The organism is Streptomyces sp. NPDC053431 (genome assembly GCF_044544925.1).
Lineage (GTDB): Bacteria > Actinomycetota > Actinomycetes > Streptomycetales > Streptomycetaceae > Streptomyces.
Genome location: NZ_JBITXX010000017.1, coordinates 126,103 through 143,056, shown reverse-complemented (window position 1 = coordinate 143,056; position 16,954 = coordinate 126,103). Strand labels below are relative to the sequence as shown.

Genomic DNA, 16,954 nt, shown 5'->3' with positions numbered 1-16,954 from the left:
GCAGGGGGGACCCTGTGGGAGAGTAGGACGCCGCCGAACAATCATTGTGGGAAAGCCCCGCACCTTCTGGTGCGGGGCTTTTCTGCGTTTACGGGCCGAACCCGTTTCACGGGCCGCCGTGGCCGTCACGGGCCAGGGGTCACCAGGCCCGTGTCGTACGCCAGGATGACCGCCTGGACGCGGTCCCGGGAGCCGGTCTTGGCCAGGATGCGGGTCACGTGGGACTTCACCGTGGACTCCGCGAGGTGCAGGCGTGTGGCGATCTCCGTGTTGGTCCAGCCCTGGCCGACGACGGTGAGGATCTCGCGCTCGCGGTCCGTCAGGGCCGACAGGCGGGGGTCTTCCTTCGGCGGCGCGGCAACGGTCGCCTTCGGGCTCGCGGGGAGATGGTGGAGATACGTGTCGAGGAGGCGGCGGGTCAGGCTCGGGGCCACCACCGCGTCGCCGCTCGCCACCGCGCGGATCCCGGCGAGGAGTTCCTCGGGCTGCGCGTCCTTCACCAGGAAGCCGCTCGCGCCGGCGCGCAGGCCCTCGTAGGCGTACTCGTCGAGGTCGAAGGTCGTGACGATCAGGACGCGGGTGCGGGAGCCCGCGGCGATGATGCGGCGCGTGGCCTCGATGCCGTCGAGGCCGGGCATGCGGATGTCCATCAGGATCACGTCCGGACGGTGGCGGTCGGCCAGGCGGACGGCCTCCGTGCCGTTGCCGGCCTCGTCGACCACCGTCATGTCGTCCTGGCTCTCCAGCAGCATCCGGAAGCCGAACCGCTGCATCGGCTGGTCGTCGGCGATCAGAACGGTCGTCACGAGGGGGAGTCCTCCCGGGGAAGTCGGAGTCGTACGCGCCAGCCGCGGGCGGCAGGGGTCGGCCCGCACTCGAGTGTGCCGTCGTAGAGCGCCGCGCGCTCGCGCATTCCGGCCAGACCCTGGCCCGGGCGGGCCGCACCCGGGGCCGGGTCCGGGGCGTTCCCGCCGGTGTCCGTGACGGTCAGGCTCAGCGAGTCCGCGGCGTATGTCAGAGCCACGGTCGCCTCCGCGCCCTCGCCGGCGTGCTTCATCGTGTTCGTCAGGGCTTCCTGCGCCACGCGATAGACCGTCAGCTGGGCGCCGGGAGAGAGCGGATGGGGTGCGGGCGGCAGATCCGCGTGGACGCGCAGGCCCGCCTTCCGTACGCCCTCGACCAGGGCCGGGAGGTCGGCGAGGCCGGGCTGGGGGGCTCGGTCCGCGGGATCGTCGGATTCCTCGCCCTCTCTCAGGACGCCCAGCAGGCGGCGGAGTTCGGCCAGTGTCTGGCGGCTCGTGGTGCCGATGGCGTCGAGGGCCTGCGCGGCGCGTTCGGGGTTCTTGGCGGCCGCGTACCGGCCGCCGTCGGCCAGGCCGGTGATGACGGACAGGTTGTGGCCGATGATGTCGTGCATCTCCCGGGCGATCCGCGTCCGTTCGGCGGCCGCCGCCAGGCGCACCTCCTGCTCCCGCTCCTCCCTGCGGGAGCGCACCGTGATGCCGAGCAGGGCGACCAGGACGTAGGCCCACAGGGACGGGAAGACGTACCGGTCCCAGGCCTCGGCCCGGAACCGGAGGATGCCGGCCGCCAGCGGGAGCGCGAGCAGCGCCGTGGAGCGCGGCAGGGCGCGTGGCGGGCGGTTCAGGGCGATGTGGAAGAGCGGGAGCGTCTGGAGGTACGCGGACTGGAGGAAGGCGCCCGAGGCCGTGCTGACGAGCGCCCCGGCCGCCATCGCGGCCAGGGCGGCCACGGGGTGGCGCCGGCGCCAGTAGAGGGGGAGGGCGAGGGCCAGGGTGGTCGTCACCACCAGCCAGGGCGGTACGGAGGGGTCCAGGGCGGTGGTGCGCCAGCCGGCGGTCGCGTCGACGAGCGCGGCCACCGTCCAGGCGGCGGTCAGCGCGCCGTCCCAGACCCAGGGGTGGGCGGTGTCGAAGGCCCGTACGCGGGCCGGCGCGCGCTGGAGGTGGCGGCTCGGGGCGGTGGCGGGGACGGGGGCCGCCGTGCTGCCGGGGGTGGCGGTGTCGGGGGCGGTGGCGGGGGCGATCGTACGTTTTGTGGGCGTCGGGGCTTCGATGCCGGTCGGCGCCCCCGCCTTGTCCTGCGTCGTCACCCGCACATCCTCGTTCACGGGTCCGACGCTAGGGAGCGGCGGCCGGCCGGGCATCGGACCGGGGGTGGGTGGTGGGCGGGGCGCGTCGTACCTGGGTACGACGCCGGGTCGGTGTCGTGTCGGGCCGCCGGAGACGTGCGATGTGCCCCCGGGGAGACGTCGGCCCACCGGGAAATGCCTTGTCGGCGGCCTGTTCGTACGGAGAGGATCCCTCCATGGACTTTTCTGTACGCACCGTCCGCGCCGACGAGTGGGAGCGAGCCCGGGACATCCGGCTCGCCGCCCTGCAGGACCCGGCCGCGCCCATAGCCTTCCTCGAGACGTACGAGGGGGCGTCCGCCCAGCCGGACTCGTTCTGGCGGGAGCGGACGGAGGGCGGCTCCGAGAGCGGTGGCGGACGGGTGCGGCAGTTCGTCGCCGAGACGTCGGACGGGCGCTGGGTCGGCACGGTGTCGGTGCTGGTGGAGCGGCCGTCGGACGAGGTGCGGTTCGGTGCGCCGGCCAAGGTCGACCAGACCCACCTCGTGGGTGTCTTCGTACGGCCCGAGGCGCGCGGCACCGGCGTGATCGACGCGCTGTTCCGGGCGGCGGTCGACTGGTCCTGGACGCTGCCGGAGCCGGCGATCCAGCGGGTGCGGCTGTACGTCCACGAGGACAACGCGCGTGCCGCGGCCTTCTACCGGCGCTTCGGCTTCGTCGCGACGGGGGAGACGGTCGCGATGCCGGGGGACGAGTCGGCGTTCGAGATCGAGTACGAACTTCCGCGCCCGGAGGCGGGGGCCTAGGGGGTACGGCGCCGGGCCCGGCGGGGCCCGGGGTGGCGGCTCAGGTCTGGGGCAGGGGGTCAGGCCAGCGGGAGCGGGCCTGTTCCTGGGAGCGCATCAGGGCGAGGGTCGGCAGGCCCTGGTCCCTGCCCGCGGCCAGGAGTTCGGGGAGCCGGGGGATCGGCGCGACGGCCGCGACGTCGTCGAGGACGAGGCGCAGTGGTGGGTCGAGCCGACCGTCGGATGACCGTGCGGCCATGCGGCGGCCGTGCTCGACCACGCTGGCGGCGAGCGCGGTGAGGAGGGGCATCGCGCCCGGGTGGGTGCGCGGGTCCTCGATCGGTTCACCCACCACGTAAAGGGTGCCCTGCTCGGCGACGAAAGATGCGAGCGTGAGCGAATCCGTTCGATTCGCCGTGCAGGCCTCCCTGATGTGGATCGAGGAGAGCGACGACAGCGCACGGGCCGTCAGCGCCTGTGCGGCGCGGCGGCGTTCGGGGTGCGCGGTGAGCGCGGACTCCAGGAGCCCGGCGTGGCCGGCGGCGGCCTTGGGGTGGGTGCGGAGGATCCGTACGGGGGCGTGGGCGTCGGTGCCCTGGGCCCAGCGGTGCACCTGCTTGAACGGGCGCCCGTCGATCGCGGCGGCGTGCAGCCAGCAGTGCAGGAGCGTTTCGGCCGTGTCGGCCACGGCCGCGTCCAGACGGGACTGCGGGCGTACGGGCGCGAGCAGCGCCACGGCGCGCTCGCGTGCCACGTCCGCGTCCTCGCAGTGCTCGGCCGGGCTCCAGTGGAGCCGGGCGGGGGTGTCGCAGAGGTGGCCGGGGTCGTAGACGAGGACGGGGCCCAGCTTCGCGCGGGCGTCCTTGGTCTCGGCCCAGAGGGACGGGTCCGACGTCACGACGAGTACGGCGCCTTCGGCGTCGCGGATCGCCTGGGCGGCGACGGGGTGGCGGGTGGCGGTGGGGGCGTAGACGACGTCGGACTGTGCGCTGTCGGGTGCCGGCTCGGCCGCGTCGGTCTGCGGGTGTTGGTGCGTGGGCTCGGCGCCGTGGGTCTGCGGGTGTTGGTGCGTGGGCTCGGCGCCGTGGGGCTGCGGGGCGTGGTGCGTGGGCTCGGTGCCGTGGGGCTGGGGGGCGTAGTGCGTCGGCTCGGCGCCGTAGCGCGCCGGGCTGACCCCGTGGGGCTGCGGGGTCCGGGGCCTCCGCGGGGGTGGGGGTGTCCGGGCTGCGAGCTCCCCTTCGCTTCGCTCGGGGAGGTCGCCACCACGCCCGGACACCCCCACCCCCGCTCCGGCCCCGGACCCCTCCCCGCCGTCTTCGGGTGCGGGATGCGGGTGGGGGAAGGGGCGCTTTTCGGCGTGGTCGGGTCGGTGGGTGGTGCGTACCGTGCGCCAGCGGGCGTAGGTGCCGATCGTGAAGACGGTGAGGACCGCGAGGACCATCGCCTCGCCGATGGCCAGGCCCCAGAACAGGCCGTAGCCCGAGAGCTGGGACGGAGGGGTGGCCGGCCAGGCGGTGGCGAGGTCGGTGGGGGTGGAGACGAGGGAGCGGGCGGCCAGCGGGGTGCGGGTGAAGGTGACGCCTTCGGGCCAGCTGCCGTGGGTCAGGAGGGCCGCCAGGCCGGTCGCCGTCCAGATGAGGACGGTGAGGCCCAGGAGGAGGGCGAGCAGGCCGACGACGAGGCCGTCGGGGACGCCGCCCTCCCTCCGTACCGGCTTGTCCATGCTCAAGCCACCGTGGACTGCGAGGAGTCGTTCATCTGCTGCTCGATGAGGATCGCGCGCTGTTCCGTCTCCCACTCCAGCTCCGGGTCCGAGGACTCGGTCATGGCGCGGTCGGTGTAGACGAGCGGGCGTTCCTTCTCGGTGATGAGGTGTTTGACCACCTGGACGTTGCCGTTGACGTCCCAGACGGCGATGCCGGGGGTCAGGGTCGGGATGATCTCGACCGCCCAGCGGGGGAGGCCGAGGACGCGGCCCGTGGAGCGTGCCTCGTCCGCCTTCTGGGCGTAGATGGTGCGGGTGGAGGCCATCTTGAGGATCGCCGCGGCCTCCTTGGCCGCCGCTCCGTCGACGACGTCGGAGAGGTGGTGGACGACCGCGACGAAGGACAGGCCGAGGCGGCGGCCGAACTTCAGGAGGCGCTGGAACAGCTGGGCCACGAAGGGGCTGTTGATGATGTGCCAGGCCTCCTCGACCAGGAAGATGCGCTTCTTCCGGTCGGGGCGGATCCAGGTGTGCTCCAGCCACACGCCGACGATCGCCATGAGGATCGGCATGGCGATGGAGTTGCGGTCGATGTGGGAGAGGTCGAAGACGATGAGGGGGGCGTCGAGGTCGATGCCGACCGTCGTCGGGCCGTCGAACATGCCGCGGAGGTCGCCGTCGACCAGGCGGTCGAGGACGAGGGCGACGTCCAGGCCCCAGGCCCGTACATCGTCTATGTCGACGTTCATGGCCTCGGCGGACTCCGCCTCGGGGTGGCGGAGTTGTTCGACGATGTCCGTGAGGATCGGCTGGCGGTCGGTGATGTGCTCGTTGACGTACGCGTGGGCGACCTTGAGCGCGAAGCCGGAGCGCTCGTCGAGGCCGTGGCCCATCGCCACCTCGATGATGGTGCGGAGCAGGGCGAGCTGGCCCGTGGTGGTGATGGACGGGTCGAGGGGGTTGAGGCGGATGCCGGCGTCGTTGGCGACCATCGGGTCCAGGCGGATGGGAGTTATCCCCAGCTCCTGGGCGATGAGGTTCCATTCGCCGACGCCGTCCTCGCCCTGTGCGTCGAGGACGACGACCTGGCGGTCGCGGAAGCGCAGCTGGCGCAGGACGTAGGTCTTCTCGAGGGCGGACTTGCCGTTGCCGGACTCGCCGAGGACGAGCCAGTGGGGGGCGGGGAGCTGCTGGCCGTACAGCTGGAAGGGGTCGTAGATGTACCCCTTGCCGCTGTAGACCTCGCGGCCGATGATCACGCCGGAGTCGCCGAGGCCGGGGGCCGCGGTCGGCAGGTAGACGGCCTGGGCCTGCCCGGTGGAGGTGCGGACGGGCAGGCGGGTCGTCTCCACCTTGCCGAAGAGGAAGGAGGTGAAGGCTTCGGTGAGGACGGACAGCGGATCTCGCATCGGTCTGTGCCCCTTCGGCCCTAGCGGCGGATGCCGGTCGCGAACGGCAAGGTGTTCACAAAGGCCCGGTGGTGCTCGCGGTCGCACCACTCCAGCTTCAGATACGACTTGCCGGCGGAGGCCCTGATCGTGCGCTTGTCCCGGGCCAGGGCCTCGGGCGAGCGCGCCGATACGGTGATGTACCCGACGAGGTTGACGCCCGCCGCGCCGCTGGCGAGATCTTCACCCCGCTGGTCGAGCCGGCCGTGGGCGGCGATGTCGCGCGGGTCGACGGTGCGGTTCATCTTGGCGGCGCGGCTGGCCTCCGCCTCGTCGTTGGTCTTCTCGGTGAGCATCCGCTCGATGGCGACCTCGGTGGGCTCCAGGTCCATGGTGACGGCGACCGTGCGGATGACGTCGGGGGTGTGGACGAGCAGCGGGGCGAGGAAGTTCACGCCGACCGGGGTCATCGGCCATTCCTTGATCCAGGCGGTGGCGTGGCACCAGGGGGCGCGGGTGGCGGACTCGCGGGTCTTGGCCTGGAGGTACGTGGGCTCCACGGCGTCGAGTTCGGCGGGCCAAGCGTTTCGTTTCGTCATGGCCTGGATGTGGTCGATGGGGTGGTCCGGGTCGTACATCGAGTGCACGAGGGAGGCCAGGCGGGACTGGCCGAGGGGCTGGCGGACCCGGATGTCGGCCTCGGCGAGGCGGGCGCAGATGTCGGTGAGCTCGCGGGCCATGACGACGGCGAGGCCGGCGTCGCGGTCGAGCTTGCGGGCGCCGGAGGCGTGGCGGGCGGCGCGGGCCATGGCGTTGGCCTCGGCGGCGAGCTCGCGGGTGTAGTGCATGCAGGCGACGAGGTAGGCGCGGTGCTGCTCGCTGGAGGTGGAGACCATGGACTGGAGCTGGTCGTACGACTCCTGGAGCCAGGCCGGGGCCTGGTGGTCACCGCGCTGGGCGACGTCCTTGGCGTGGGCGTCGGGGTCGGCGGGGAGGGTGCGGGCGAGCATCTGGAGGCGGGTGACGAAGCCGTCTCCGTTGGCGACGTGCTTGAGGAGGGTGCCGAAGCGGTCGACGAGGGCTTCCTGGTCCTCGGAGTCGCGCAGGCCGACGCCGGGCCCCTCGATCTCGATGGCGGCGGTGACGGTGCGGCGGTCGGCGTGCAGGAGGACGGCGATCTCGTCGGGGCCGAAGGGGGCGGAGAGCCAGCTGATCCGGCCGATGCCGGGCGGCGGGCCGATCTCGACCTCGCGGCCGTCGAGGCGGGTGCCGGCCTCGACGGCCGCGGAGCGGTAGGCGGTGCCGCGCTTGAGCATCCGCTTGTAACTGCGGTTGATCTCGAACCACTTGTAGAAGGTGCGGTGCTTGTACGGCACGTAGACCGCGGCCAGCGCGATCATCGGGAAGCCCATGAGGAGGACGATCCGCAGGGACAGGACGGGGACGATCAGTCCGCTCATCATGCCGAGGAAGGCGCCGCCGATGATGAGCGCGATCTCGCCGGTCTCGCGGTTCTTGCCGACGATCGCGTTCGGCCGGGCGCGGCCGATGAGATACGTGCGTCGGGGCGAGACCGGCTGGGACTGGGTCGTCAACGCCCTGCACCTCCTGTGTTCTTGCTGTTGCTGCTACGGCTGGTGTGCGGGGTGCCCGCGGTGGGCGCGGCGCTGCGGGGCGGGGGCGTGGCCGAGGAGCCGCCTCCGGAGGAGCCCCGGCTGCTGTGGGCGGCGACGCCGCCGGAGAGGGGGTTGGCGGGGCGGGGGGCGCTGCTCTGGCCGCCACCGCCCTGGCCGCCGTCGCCGCGGGTGCTGTGGGTCTTGATGCCCTGGGAGACGAGGGAGGCGGGGGAGGAGATGACGGCGGCCGCGGCGTTCTCGCCGGCGCGGTGCAGGCGGTTGTTGCGGGAGGCGACGATCTCGTCGCCGAAGCCGGGCACGAAGCGGTAGATCATCGCGGAGGCGAAGATCGCGAGCAGGATGATCGCGAGGCCGGAGACGACGGCGGAGAAGGCGTCGGGGCCGGTGCCGGAGGACAGGGCGCCGGCGAGGCCGAGCACGATGACGATGACCGGCTTGACCAGGATCACCGCGATCATGATCCCGGCCCAGCGGCGGACGTGGCCCCACATGTTCTTGTCGACGAGACCGGAGTAGACGACGACGCCGAGGAGGGCGCCGACGTAGAGCAGCACGGCGCGCAGCACGAGCTCCAGGTAGAGCACGCCGGCGGCGAGCACGGTCACCAGCGACACGATGATCAGCATGATCGGTCCGCCGCCGATGCTGTCGCCCTTCTCCAGGGCCTGCTTGAAGCTGCCGAAGAAGACGTCGGTCTGCTGGCCGGTGCCGGAGGCGATGACCTCGGTGACGGCGTCGGTGGCGTTGACGACGGTGTAGAGGATCAGCGGGGTGAAGGCGGAGGCGAGCACGGTCAGCCAGAGGAAGCCGACGGCCTCGGAGAGGGCGGTGGTGAGGGGGACGCCGCGGATGGCGCGCTTGGCGACGGCCAGCAGCCACAGGAGGAGGGTGAGGAAGGTGGCGGCGGCGAAGACGATGGCGTAGCGGCCGAGGAACTGCATGTTGGTGAAGTCGACGGCCGCGGTCTCCTTGACGGCACCGGACAGCGTGTCGACGACCCAGGCGGCGGCCTTGGCGCAGCCGTTGGCGAGGGAGGAGAGGGGGTCGAGGGCGGTGGCGGGGTCGTTGAGGCCGGGGGTACGCGAGCCGGTGCCGGGCTGACCGTTCTCGCAGTAGTCACGTGCGGGGCCGACGATCAGGTCGCACTCGCTCTTGGCGGACGGTGTCGGCGTCGGCGTCGGCGTGGGCGTGGGAGTGGGCGTAGGCGCCGCGTAGGCACGCGAGGCCAGCAGCACGGCGACGGTCTGGACGCCGACCAGAGCCGTCGTCACGCGCCGCACGGTGCGGGAGTCAGCGCGCATAGGTGAAGCCTCCGAACTCCTGGACGGCCCTGGCGATGGCGTCGGCGTCGGAGGCCGTGCGGTCGGTGTTCACCGGTGCGGGCCCCTCCTTCTGGGAGAAGGCGTCGACCTTCCAGTCGCCGTCGGTCCAGCGCAGGGCGAGCGTCATCGTGAACCAGTCGTTCGTCACCGGGTTGGTCGAGCTGACGCCGGCCGTTCCGAACACGCCCGTGCACCAGACCTCGACGGTCGCCGAGTCCTCGCCGTACTGGGTCACCTTGGTGCCGACGGGTGCGGTACGCGACACGTACGTCATCCCCGGGGCGGCGTTCCCGTGTTCGTCCAGGCCAAGCTTGCCGAGGAAGTCCTTGCTGTAGGCCTGGTTCAGCTTGCCCTCCATCTCGACGATCCGGTCGCCGGTGAAGAGCCCTCGGACGATGTCCGGACGGCGGTCCGGCTTGAGGATGTCGGCGGACACGAGCGCCACCGCGTAATTCGCCGCCGCGCTCTGCGCCCCCTGTTCGTCTCTCGCGAAGCCCGTCGGGATCTGGCCGTTCTTGCCCGGGACCGGGTGGACGCCCGTCGCCGCGGTCGAGGTGGACCGCGCGGGGGTGTCGGGGCCGGCGCCCGCGGTCGGGGAGTCGGGGGTGCCGTCGCCGCGGTTGGCGAGGGCGATGGCGGCGACCAGGAGGGCCACCACGCCGACGACCGCGATCAGGGAGCGGGGGCTCCGGGCCGGGGGGCGGCCGGTGCCGGGGGCCGGTTCGGGGAGGCGGGTACGGGTCTGGCCGTCGTGCTCGTCGCCGAGGCTCATGCCGGGCACGCTCCCTCAACCGTTCGCGGGTACGACGAATACCGTGCTGGTGTCCGCGCGGGCGCGGCGTGGTGACTGGACATCAGGGAACGCGACCTCGGTGGTGAGAAACGGGTTAGACGGCCATCCCGTACACGATGGTGAAGAGCGTCCCCAGAGACCCGATGATGAAGACGCCGGTCAGGCCCGCCACGATGAGGCCCTTGCCCTGTTCGGCGCTGAAGGTGTCCCGGAGGGCGGTGGCCCCGATGCGCTGCTTCGCGGCTCCCCAGATGGCGATGCCGAGACAGAGCAGGATGGCCACGGCCATCACGACCTCGATCATGACCTTGGCCTCGGCGCCCAGGCTCCCGAAAGGCCCCCAGTTCGGGGCGATTCCACCGATGATGGTGGTGATGTCGCCCTTCTCGGCCGCCAGGTACATGTAACTCACCGCCCCTGTTGGGTAGTTCGTCGCCCCTGCCTGATGGCATGGGTCGTCGACCCTATCTTCGCTGATGAAACCGCTCGCGTGTGACGGCTTGACGGCTCTCTTTACCCGATCCCCGCACAGTTGACCGATCTGACCGTCTTGACCTGCGACGTACGGCCGGTTTGTATGCGAGGAAGCGTATGGTCACTCTGTGTATCACGGAGGGTGACTCCGGGCAATGATTGTCGTTGTGGCACCTTTGGGGCGGCGTCGGAGCCGTCACGCGGGTCGACGAGGGGGGCCGCGCCTAGACTGGCGTGGCGGGGCGTACTGCCATGAGCCGAGGGGTGGTTGACGGTGCGTAAGGCGCGCGGCGCGTGGCTGGTGGCCGGCGGGGTGTTCGGGGTCTGCCTCAGCTTCGTCGCCCTCATCGTCGTCGGGACGTACTCCGCCGCCGCCGGGCTCGTCGGCGGGGCCGGGAACGGCAGGAACGGGACGGTCGCGCTCGCCAAGGGCGCCGTGCCGGCCGCGTACCAGGGGCTGGTGCAGCAGTGGGGCAATCTCTGCCCCGCGATCAACCCCGCGCTGCTGGCCGCGCAGCTGTACCAGGAGAGTGGCTGGAACCCGACCATCGTCTCGCCGGCGAACGCCCGCGGCATCGCGCAGTTCATCCCGGGCACCTGGGCGGGGCACGGGATCGACGGGGACGGCGACGGTGACCGGGACGTCTGGGACCCCAAGGACGCGATCCCCTCGGCGGCCTCGTACGACTGCGAGCTCGCCGGGTACGTGAAGAACGTGCCCGGGGACCCGACGAACAACATGCTGGCCGCCTACAACGCCGGCGCCTACCGGGTCATCAGGTCCGGTGGCGTGCCCCCGATCAGCGAGACGCAGAACTACGTCCGGATCATCCGCTCGCTGGAGAAGAGCTTCGCCCGGCCGGTCGGCCGGGTCGAGCCCTCCCGGCAGGCGGCGGGGGCGATCTACTACGCGCAGCAGAAGCTCGGCACGCCGTACCTGTGGGGCGGTACGGGCACGGCCGCGCAGGGCGGGCGGTTCGACTGCTCGGGGCTCACCCAGGCGGCGTACGACACGGTGGGGATCCAGCTCCCGCGCGTCGCCAACGACCAGTACAACGCCGGGCCGCACCCGGGCCGGGACGAGCTGCTGCCGGGTGACCTCGTCTTCTTCTCCGACGACCTGACCAACTCGCGGGCCATCCGGCACGTCGGCATCTACGTCGGCGGCGGGTACATGATCGACGCGCCGCGCACCGGGGCCGTCATCCGTTTCGACCGGATCGACACGCCGGACTACTTCGGCGCCACCCGGGTCACCCAGGACGGGGCGGCGGCGCTGCCCACCCACCTTCCGCAGCAGTAGGCCCGCGTGGCCGGAAACGGTCCGTGGGGCGGGGGCCCTGGGCTGCGACGGCCCGTCACCTTTCGATAACGTCCTAGCGATCTTGGGCGGAGAGCGGAACGCCGCCCTCGACTGGATCGTTTCCCGATCCGACCACTCTGACCACGGGGGTTGGACACCACCAACACGACAGCAAGGGGCAGCGGCAGATGGCTGGACTCGCATCGGACGGTTCGAACCCCGATGTCAGCCTGCTCTACGACATCAACGGGTTGGCGAAGGCCGCCCCGCCGTGGTTCGACCGCGTCATGGAGTTCGTCGGCGAGTACGGCATCGTCCTCGGCCTCGGCCTCGTCGTGCTCGGCTGCTGGTGGAGCGTCCGCCGGCGCGACGCCGTCACCGACTCCGTGTCGGGTGTCGCCGGGCTGATCTGGGCGCCGCTCGCGGCCGGTATCGCGCTCCTCGTCAACATCCCCATCCGCGGCTTCGTCGAACGGCCCAGACCCTTCAACGACCACCAGGGGCTGGAGGTCCTCGTCGCCGGCAAGACGGACTACTCGTTCGTCAGCGACCACGCCACCATGGCGATGGCCGTCGCCGTCGGTGTCTTCGTCGCCCACCGCCGCTTCGGGCTGGTCGCCATCGGCCTCGCCCTCGCCGAGGCCTTCTGCCGGGTCTACATGGGCGTCCACTACCCCACGGACGTGGTCGGCGGTCTCGCGCTCGGCACCGCGGTCGCGCTGCTCCTCGCCCCGCTCGCGCTCGCCCTGCTCACCCGGGTCGTCTCCGCCGTCGCCCACTCCCCGCGCGGCGCCCGCCTGGTGCGCTCGCGGCGCGCCGCCGAACGGCCCGCCGTGGCCGGGACGCTCGGCGTCCCCGAGCCCCGCCTCGGCACCGGGGAGAGCGACCTCGCCGCCTAGCGGGCGGCGAATCGGCGCCCGTGGCCCGCTCGCTCGCACCGGGCGCCGCGAGCCCTGCCCTCCGGGCAGACGGCGCCACGTTCCGAGAAGCCCCTAGGCGCCGGCCGACGCGAGGTGTTCCGCCGCGTCCGTACGGGCCCGCTCACGTGATCTGCGGGCCGGGCCCGTCCAGCCGCAGCTGCACCGGGCTGTCGCGAACGACCCGCGCTCCGTGGTCTCCGTCTGATGCACGCCCCCACCGTACTGCGGCGTGACGGGCCGTCCCGACCGTCGTTATCCGGTCGGGTGGGATCCGGACAGACAGCGCTACGGCTTGGGGGTTGGCAGGCGATGGTGGAGCGGAGCGGACGCTCGGGCGGGGGCGCGTGGGCGGTCGCCGCGGCGCTGATCGGGACGGTCGCGGCCGGCGGTTGCGCGGCCCCCGGCGACGACGCCGAGCCGGGGGGTGACCCGACCGGGACCGTGCGCGGCGCGGCCGAGGCGCTCACCCGGGCCGGCTCGTCCAAGGCGAGCACCGCCATGGAGATGGCCTCGGGCGGCACCCGCGTCACCATCCGGGGCGAGGGCACGTACGACTTCCGCCGGCGCACCGGAAGCCTCCAGGTGGTGCTGCCCAAGGACGCCGCCGGAGAGAGCGAGCACCGGCCGATCACCGAGCTGCTCGCCCCCGGCGCGCTCTACATGAAGAACCGGGGCGCCGGCGTTCCCGCCGACAAGTGGGTACGGGTGGACACCACCGCCCTCGACGACGGCAACCTGGTCACCGGCGGGGCCACCGATCCGGCCGCCGCCGCCGAGCTGCTGCGCGGCGCGCGTGCGGTGACGTACGTGGGGGAGGTCGACCTCGCGGGCGTGAAGGTGCGTCACTACCGGGGGACCGCGGACCTCGCGGAGGCCGCCCGGCTGGCCTCGCCGCAGGTGCGCGGCGCGCTCGCCGCCGCGGCGAAAGGGTTCACCACCGACGCCGTGCCCTTCGACGCGTATCTCGACCGGGAGGGGCGGCTGCGGAAGGTCCGCCACCAGTTCAGCTTCAGCAACCAGGGCCGTACGGTCGCGGTCGCCTCGACCACCCTGCTGTACGCCTTCGGTGCGCGGGTCAGCGTCACGCTGCCGGACCGGGCGGACATCTACGCCGGGAGGATCAAGGCCTGATCCCCGAGGAGCGAAGCCCGCGGATCACGGCCTGATCCCCTCTTGCGAGTCATGGGCAAATGGTCCGGACGTGTCATGTGCGCTCCGTGCGCCGCTCCCTACGCTGGGAGACCGAACGCCGGGGGACCGACGTCGGCAGGAAGAGGTGAATGGCATGGCTCCGCCGCCCGGTACCGCGACCGCGCCCGGCGACCCCGAGTGCATCGCCCTGGCCGAGATCGAACTGTGCGGGGAGCTGATCATCGCGGCCTCGACGGCCGACGGGGAGCGGCTGAGTGCCGACCGCATCGACGAGGTGCTCCGGGTCGGCGCCGGCTCCCGCTGACGACTCAGGTGCGCATCATCCGGGCGATGGCCTTCGTGGCCTCCTCGACCTTCGCCTCGATCTCGTCGCCGCCCTTGGTCGCCGCGTCGGCCACGCAGTGCCGCAGGTGCTCCTCCAGGAGCTGGAGGGCGAAGGACTGCAGCGCCTTCGTGGAGGCGGAGACCTGGGTCAGGATGTCGATGCAGTAGACGTCCTCGTCGACCATGCGCTGCAGGCCGCGGATCTGGCCCTCGATCCGGCGGAGCCGCTTGAGGTGCTCGTCCTTCTGCTTGTGGTAGCCGTGCACGCCGTGGTCGTGCGCGGTGGCGGGGGCGGGGCCGGCCGCCGCCGGCTCGACCGTGTTCTCGGGGGTGAGCTGGTCAGCCTCGGTGGTCGTCATCGCGTCCTCCCGTTGTCCATAAAGGGTGTGCATACCCCTCGTGGGTATATGGTACCGATCCCCGCGAATCGGGGCGGGGGCCCGTGCAGATCACTGTGCCTGATGGGCGACACTGAGAGGACGCCGGTTAGCCGTGGCCGGATGATGCGCCTAGCATCAGCCTGACCGAAACCCAGCACCCCGAGGACCCCACGTGCGATTTCGTCTGACCCCCAGGGAGACGAGCTTCTACGACATGTTCGCCGCGTCCGCGGACAACATCGTCACGGGCGCGAAGCTCCTGATGGAACTGCTCGGCGCGGACGCCTCCGCCCGGGCCGAGATCGCGGAGCGGATGCGGGCAGCGGAACACGCCGGCGACGACGCCACCCACGCGATCTTCCACCAGCTGAACTCCTCCTTCATCACGCCGTTCGACCGCGAGGACATCTACTCCCTCGCCTCCTCCCTCGACGACATCATGGACTTCATGGAGGAGGCCGTCGATCTGGTCGTCCTCTACAACATCGAGGAACTGCCCAAGGGCGTCGAGCAGCAGATCGAGGTGCTCGCCCGGGCCGCCGAGCTCACCGCCGAGGCGATGCCCAACCTGCGGACCATGTCCAACCTCACCGAGTACTGGATCGAGGTCAACCGGCTCGAGAACCAGGCCGACCAGATCCACCGCAAGCTGCTCGCCCACCTCTTCAACGGCAAGTACGACGCCATCGAGGTGCTGAAGCTCAAGCAGGTCGTGGATGTGCTGGAAGAGGCGGCCGACGCCTTCGAGCACGTGGCGAACACGGTGGAGACCATCGCGGTCAAGGAGTCCTGAGGCTTCGTGGACACCTTCGCTCTGATCGTGACCATCGGTGTCGCGCTCGGCTTCACGTATACGAACGGATTCCACGACTCGGCGAACGCCATCGCCACCTCGGTGTCGACCCGGGCGCTGACCCCCCGGGCCGCGCTCGCGATGGCCGCCGTCATGAACCTCGCCGGCGCCTTCCTCGGCCAGGGGGTCGCGCACACCGTCAGCAAGGGCCTCATCGAGACGCCCACCGGCGACAAGGGGATGGGCATCCTCTTCGCCGCGCTCGTCGGCGCGATCGTCTGGAACCTGGTCACCTGGTACTTCGGTCTTCCGTCGTCCTCCTCGCACGCCCTGTTCGGCGGCATGGTGGGCGCGGCGCTCGCGGGTGGCACCGAGGTCATCTGGTCGGGCGTCCTCGAGAAGGTCGTCATCCCGATGTTCCTCTCGCCGGTCGTCGGTCTCATCGCCGGTTACCTGGTGATGGCCTCGATCATGTGGATCTTCCGCAAGTCCAATCCGCACAAGGCCAAGCGCGGCTTCCGCATCGCGCAGACCGTCTCGGCGGCCGGCATGGCCCTCGGCCACGGTCTCCAGGACGCGCAGAAGACCATGGGCATCGTGGTGATGGCCCTGGTCATCGCCGACGTCCAGAGCGCCGACGCCCCCATCCCGGTGTGGGTGAAGATCGCCTGTGCCGTGATGCTCTCGCTGGGCACGTACGCGGGCGGCTGGCGGATCATGCGGACCCTCGGCCGCAAGATCATCGAGCTGGACCCGCCGCAGGGCTTCGCCGCGGAGACGACGGGCGCGTCGATCATGTTCGTCACCGCCTTCATCTTCAAGGCGCCGATCTCCACGACCCACGTCATCACCTCGGCGATCATGGGTGTGGGCGCCACGAAGCGGGTGAACGCGGTCCGCTGGGGCGTCGCCAAGAACATCGTCCTCGGCTGGTTCATCACGATGCCGGCGGCGGCGATCGTGGCGGCGGTCAGCTTCTACGTCGTACAGCTCCTGTTCGGGTAACCGTCCCGGAACGTGGTTGGGCCCGGCTCCCCTGTGGGGGAGCCGGGCCCTGGTCGTTCTGCGGTGGCACCGCCATGCAGCACCGCGGAACGCGGTTATCCGAAGCGGCCGGAGATGTAGTCCTCGGTCGCCTGGACGCTCGGGTTGGAGAAGATGCGCTCGGTGTCGTCCAGCTCGATCAGCTTGCCGGGCTGGCCCACCGCCGCCAGGTTGAAGAAGGCGGTGCGGTCCGAGACGCGGGCGGCCTGCTGCATGTTGTGCGTCACGATGACGATCGTGAAGCGCTCCTTCAGCTCGCCGATCAGGTCCTCGATCGCCAGCGTCGAGATCGGGTCGAGGGCCGAGCAGGGCTCGTCCATCAGCAGCACGTCCGGCTCCACCGCGATGGCGCGGGCGATGCACAGGCGCTGCTGCTGACCGCCGGAGAGGCCGGAGCCCGGCTTGTTCAGGCGGTCCTTGACCTCGTTCCAGAGGTTGGCGCCCTTGAGGGAGCGCTCGACGACGTCGTTGAGCTCGGACTTGCGGTACTTGCCGTTCAGGCGCAGGCCCGCCGCCACGTTGTCGAAGATCGACATGGTGGGGAACGGGTTCGGACGCTGGAACACCATGCCGACGGTGCGCCGCACCGCGACCGGGTCGACCCCGGCGCCGTACAGGTTCTCGTCGTCCAGCATCACCTTGCCCTCGACGCGGCCGCCGGGGGTGACCTCGTGCATGCGGTTCAGGGTGCGCAGGAAGGTGGACTTGCCGCAGCCGGAGGGGCCGATGAAGGCCGTCACGGAGCGGGGTTCGACGGTCATGGAGATGTCGTCGATCGCCTTGTGGTTGCCGTAGTAGGCGGAGAGGCCGCTGACGTCGATTCGCTTGGCCATATCAGTTCA

Annotated in this window: 17 protein-coding genes; 7 read left to right on the top strand and 10 right to left on the bottom strand. The window is 71.5% G+C overall.

Annotated features, from left to right (window positions below; all coding sequences use genetic code 11):
* Positions 1 to 125 precede the first annotated feature (125 nt).
* Together ACIGXE_RS30900 and ACIGXE_RS30895 are read right to left on the bottom strand one after the other, a co-directional pair.
* Positions 126 to 806, bottom strand: coding sequence for a response regulator (locus ACIGXE_RS30900; RefSeq protein ID WP_399752473.1), 681 nt, complete (start codon positions 804 to 806; stop codon positions 126 to 128).
* The gene (locus ACIGXE_RS30895) at positions 803 to 2,131 is read right to left on the bottom strand and encodes a sensor histidine kinase (protein ID WP_399752471.1); all 1,329 of its coding nucleotides are present in this window, start codon (positions 2,129 to 2,131) and stop codon (positions 803 to 805) included. The genes ACIGXE_RS30900 and ACIGXE_RS30895 overlap by 4 nt, the downstream gene beginning before the upstream one ends.
* A gap of 197 nt (positions 2,132 to 2,328) precedes the next feature.
* Between ACIGXE_RS30895 and ACIGXE_RS30890 the strand changes: the two genes are divergently transcribed.
* Complete coding sequence (locus ACIGXE_RS30890; RefSeq protein ID WP_399752468.1) at positions 2,329 to 2,898, top strand: GNAT family N-acetyltransferase; 570 nt, start codon at positions 2,329 to 2,331, stop codon at positions 2,896 to 2,898.
* Positions 2,899 to 2,938: 40 nt separating this feature from the next.
* On the opposite strand, the gene ACIGXE_RS30885 is transcribed toward ACIGXE_RS30890, so the two are convergent.
* The 6 genes from ACIGXE_RS30885 to ACIGXE_RS30860 form a co-directional block, all read right to left on the bottom strand.
* The gene (locus ACIGXE_RS30885; RefSeq protein WP_399752465.1) at positions 2,939 to 4,600 is read right to left on the bottom strand and encodes a type IV secretory system conjugative DNA transfer family protein; all 1,662 of its coding nucleotides are present in this window, start codon (positions 4,598 to 4,600) and stop codon (positions 2,939 to 2,941) included.
* 2 nt (positions 4,601 to 4,602) lie between these two features.
* The gene (locus ACIGXE_RS30880; RefSeq protein WP_399752462.1) at positions 4,603 to 5,991 is read right to left on the bottom strand and encodes an ATP-binding protein; all 1,389 of its coding nucleotides are present in this window, start codon (positions 5,989 to 5,991) and stop codon (positions 4,603 to 4,605) included.
* Positions 5,992 to 6,011: 20 nt separating this feature from the next.
* Positions 6,012 to 7,565: an SCO6880 family protein gene (locus tag ACIGXE_RS30875; protein WP_399752460.1), complete on the bottom strand. Its 1,554-nt coding sequence runs from the start codon at positions 7,563 to 7,565 to the stop codon at positions 6,012 to 6,014.
* Complete coding sequence (locus ACIGXE_RS30870; protein WP_399752458.1) at positions 7,562 to 8,908, bottom strand: hypothetical protein; 1,347 nt, start codon at positions 8,906 to 8,908, stop codon at positions 7,562 to 7,564. The genes ACIGXE_RS30875 and ACIGXE_RS30870 overlap by 4 nt, the downstream gene beginning before the upstream one ends.
* Entirely contained in the window at positions 8,898 to 9,701 is an 804-nt protein-coding gene (locus ACIGXE_RS30865; protein WP_399752456.1) for a hypothetical protein, read from the bottom strand. The genes ACIGXE_RS30870 and ACIGXE_RS30865 overlap by 11 nt, the downstream gene beginning before the upstream one ends.
* Before the next feature lie 115 nt (positions 9,702 to 9,816).
* Positions 9,817 to 10,125, bottom strand: a complete 309-nt coding sequence (locus ACIGXE_RS30860; protein ID WP_046908545.1) for a hypothetical protein — start codon at positions 10,123 to 10,125, stop codon at positions 9,817 to 9,819.
* Positions 10,126 to 10,470: 345 nt separating this feature from the next.
* Here ACIGXE_RS30860 and ACIGXE_RS30855 point away from each other — a divergent pair, with 345 nt between their 5' ends.
* The 4 genes from ACIGXE_RS30855 (at position 10,471) to ACIGXE_RS30840 (ending at position 13,875) form a co-directional block, all read left to right on the top strand.
* Positions 10,471 to 11,499, top strand: a complete 1,029-nt coding sequence (locus ACIGXE_RS30855; RefSeq protein WP_399752454.1) for an NlpC/P60 family protein — start codon at positions 10,471 to 10,473, stop codon at positions 11,497 to 11,499.
* Positions 11,500 to 11,687: 188 nt separating this feature from the next.
* Entirely contained in the window at positions 11,688 to 12,398 is a 711-nt protein-coding gene (locus tag ACIGXE_RS30850) for a phosphatase PAP2 family protein (RefSeq protein WP_399752452.1), read from the top strand.
* A 330-nt stretch (positions 12,399 to 12,728) separates the two neighbouring features.
* Positions 12,729 to 13,550, top strand: coding sequence for a hypothetical protein (locus tag ACIGXE_RS30845; protein ID WP_399752450.1), 822 nt, complete (start codon positions 12,729 to 12,731; stop codon positions 13,548 to 13,550).
* A 154-nt stretch (positions 13,551 to 13,704) separates the two neighbouring features.
* Entirely contained in the window at positions 13,705 to 13,875 is a 171-nt protein-coding gene (locus ACIGXE_RS30840) for a hypothetical protein (RefSeq protein WP_399752448.1), read from the top strand.
* Positions 13,876 to 13,879: 4 nt separating this feature from the next.
* On the opposite strand, the gene ACIGXE_RS30835 is transcribed toward ACIGXE_RS30840, so the two are convergent.
* On the bottom strand, positions 13,880 to 14,254 hold the full coding sequence (locus tag ACIGXE_RS30835; RefSeq protein ID WP_399752446.1) for a metal-sensitive transcriptional regulator: 375 nt from the start codon (positions 14,252 to 14,254) through the stop codon (positions 13,880 to 13,882).
* 193 nt (positions 14,255 to 14,447) lie between these two features.
* Between ACIGXE_RS30835 and ACIGXE_RS30830 the strand changes: the two genes are divergently transcribed.
* Together ACIGXE_RS30830 and ACIGXE_RS30825 are read left to right on the top strand one after the other, a co-directional pair.
* Positions 14,448 to 15,068, top strand: coding sequence for a DUF47 domain-containing protein (locus tag ACIGXE_RS30830; protein WP_389205238.1), 621 nt, complete (start codon positions 14,448 to 14,450; stop codon positions 15,066 to 15,068).
* A gap of 6 nt (positions 15,069 to 15,074) precedes the next feature.
* Positions 15,075 to 16,073, top strand: coding sequence for an anion permease (locus tag ACIGXE_RS30825; protein WP_399752444.1), 999 nt, complete (start codon positions 15,075 to 15,077; stop codon positions 16,071 to 16,073).
* A gap of 95 nt (positions 16,074 to 16,168) precedes the next feature.
* Here the strand turns inward: ACIGXE_RS30825 and pstB are convergent, their stop codons facing one another.
* Positions 16,169 to 16,945 carry a phosphate ABC transporter ATP-binding protein PstB gene (pstB, locus tag ACIGXE_RS30820; RefSeq protein WP_399752442.1) on the bottom strand — a complete coding sequence of 259 codons (777 nt, stop codon included), beginning with the start codon at positions 16,943 to 16,945 and terminating at the stop codon, positions 16,169 to 16,171.
* Between the last annotated feature and the right edge of the window lie 9 nt (positions 16,946 to 16,954).